Here is a 2248-nt window from a genome sequence, read left to right on the forward strand (position 1 = left end):
TCCTTGCCGTCCTGGCAGCGGCAGCCGGGATCAGTGGCAGGGAACCCGTAGAAGCCGGGGAAGCCCAGGAAGCCGAGGCAACCGGAGACTCGCCGGGCGTGGCCGACGACGCGGTGGCGACGGTGCTCGCCGCCGTCAATGACGCGGTGACGGAACTGGCGGCCGAACGGCAACGGCGAGACATCCACGACGCTGCCTTCGACAACATCTGGCGAGGCGAATGACGACGGCGCGGGCGGTGACGATGGTCGCCGCCGCCGCGATGACGGGCGCCCGGCGTATCACCCTCGGTGTGCGGCACCGTCCGCCGGTCGCGCAGTTCGTCCGGCAGCAGTGGCTCAGCGAGGCCCTTCCCGCCAAGTCACCGGGCACCGGCCTCGGCCGTCGGCCGGTAAGCACCTGAACGTTCTCTTCTTCCTCCCCCGCACGTATTTCGTCATGGCCCTTAACAAATTAGTATCCGGGGCAGCTCAGGGAAGACACGGAACGGAGATCTCCGATGGCTGTACCCGAAGGGCCGCTCGTCGTCGGCGTCGACAGCTCCACCCAGTCGACGAAGGCGCTGGTCGTCGATGTCGCCACGGGCCGGGTGGTGGCGAGCGGCCAGGCCCCGCACACCGTCACGGGCGAGGGCGGGGCGCGGGAAAGCGACCCGGAGGAGTGGTGGCGCGCGCTCGGGGAGGCGCTCACCCAGTGCGGCGCACCGGCGCTTCGTGCCGCAGCGGTGTCCGTCGCGGGGCAGCAGCACGGTCTGGTCACGCTGGACGCGCGGGGCCGGCCGGTGCGTCCGGCGATGCTGTGGAACGACGTTCGGTCCGCGGCGCAGAGCGAGTGGCTGATCGAGCGCCTCGGGGGCCCGAAGGCATGGGCGGAACGGACCGGCAGTGTTCCCGGTCCCGCGTTCACCGTCACCAAGTGGGCGTGGCTGCGCGAGCACGAACCGGAGGCCGCCGCTGCCGCCCGCGCAGTGCGGCTCCCGCACGACTTTCTCACCGAGCGGCTCACGGGACGGGCCGTCACGGACCGCGCAGACGCCTCGGGCACGGGCTGGTGGACGCCCGCGACGAGGGCGTACGACGTCGAGATCCTCTCCCTCGCGGGCCTCTCCCCCACGCTGCTGCCGGAGGTCGTGGACCCGTTCGAGGCGGCGGGGACGGTCCGGGATCTGCCTGGTCTGCCGCTTCCCGCGGGCGCTCTGGTGGCGCCCGGCACCGGGGACAACGCGGCAGCCGCGCTCGGGCTCGGTCTCGCCGCCGGGCAGCCGGTGCTGAGCCTGGGCACGTCGGGCACGGTGTACACGACGTCCGCTCATCCGTCGGCCGATCCGACCGGGACCGTGGCCGGTTTCGCCGATGCCCGCGGCGGCTGGCTTCCGCTGGCCTGCACGCTGAACTGCACCCAGGCGGTCGACCGGGTCGCCGCGCTGCTGGGCCGGGACCGCGAGGCGGTGGAGCCGGGTGGCCGGGAGGTGCTGCTGCCGTTCCTCGACGGGGAGCGCACGCCCCAACTGCCCTATGCATCAGGGCTGTTGTACGGACTGCGGCACGACACGACGCCGGGCGGGCTGCTGCAGGCGGCGTACGACGGAGCCGTGTACGCACTACTGGCGGCGCTCGGAAAGGTGCTGCCGCAGGACGCCGGCCAGGGCGCTCCGCTGCTGCTGATCGGCGGCGGCGCGCGGGGCACCGCGTGGCGCGAGACGGTCCGCCGGCTGTCGGGCAGGGCGGTGCAGGTGCCGGACGCCCGCGAACTCGTCGCCCTCGGCGCCGCCGCGCAGGCCGCCGGGGTGCTCACCGGCGAGGACCCCCGGGACGTCGCCAGGCGCTGGGGCACCGCGGGCGGTCCGTCGTACGATCCGGTCCCGGTGGACCGGGCCGCGCTGGACCGTATCGGCTCCGTCCTCGCCGACGGCGACGTACTGCTGCGCAAGGAGCACCGGCCTTGACCCCACCACCTGCCGCCGACGCTTCCGTGGTACTGCCCAACACCCAGCAGGGAATCCGCCGCCGCAATCTGTCCCTCGTGCTGCACGCCGTGGCCGCCGAGGGCCCGCTGTCGCGTGCGGACGTCGCCGTACGGATCGGGCTGACGAGGGCCGCGGTCTCCTCCCTCGTGGACGAACTGACCCGCGCCGGGCTGCTGGTGGAGCTCGGTCGCGCGCAGTCCGGCAGCGTCGGCCGGCCCGGCAGCGCGCTCACGCTCAGCGACCGTGGACCTGTCGGCATCGGCGCGGAGGTCGGCGTCGACC

At 73.8% G+C, this 2248-nt stretch carries 3 protein-coding genes and 1 pseudogene; all 4 read left to right on the plus strand.

The window, feature by feature from the left end:
* Window positions 1-224 (plus strand): annotated as a pseudogene (locus ACWGI8_RS21505) (GPP34 family phosphoprotein); the annotation flags it as partial.
* Window positions 221-403: a hypothetical protein gene (locus tag ACWGI8_RS21510; protein WP_453663062.1), complete on the plus strand. Its 183-nt coding sequence runs from the start codon at window positions 221-223 to the stop codon at window positions 401-403. The pseudogene ACWGI8_RS21505 and the gene ACWGI8_RS21510, both read left to right, overlap by 4 nt.
* 96 nt (window positions 404-499) lie before the next feature.
* Window positions 500-1945, plus strand: a complete 1446-nt coding sequence (gene xylB, locus ACWGI8_RS21515) for a xylulokinase (RefSeq protein WP_453663063.1) — start codon at window positions 500-502, stop codon at window positions 1943-1945.
* On the plus strand, window positions 1942-2248 hold a 307-nt coding region (locus ACWGI8_RS21520), incomplete at its 3' end, for a MarR family transcriptional regulator (RefSeq protein ID WP_453663064.1). The genes xylB and ACWGI8_RS21520, both read left to right, overlap by 4 nt.

Source organism: Streptomyces sp. NPDC054841 (assembly GCF_053611045.1).

What these genes read in the sequence shown, in the direction of transcription:
- xylB (WP_453663063.1), top strand. Translation starts at nt 500, where the DNA reads ATGGCTGTACCCGAAGGGCCGCTCGTCGTCGGCGTCGACAGCTCCACC.
- ACWGI8_RS21510 (WP_453663062.1), top strand. Translation starts at nt 221, where the DNA reads ATGACGACGGCGCGGGCGGTGACGATGGTCGCCGCCGCCGCGATGACG.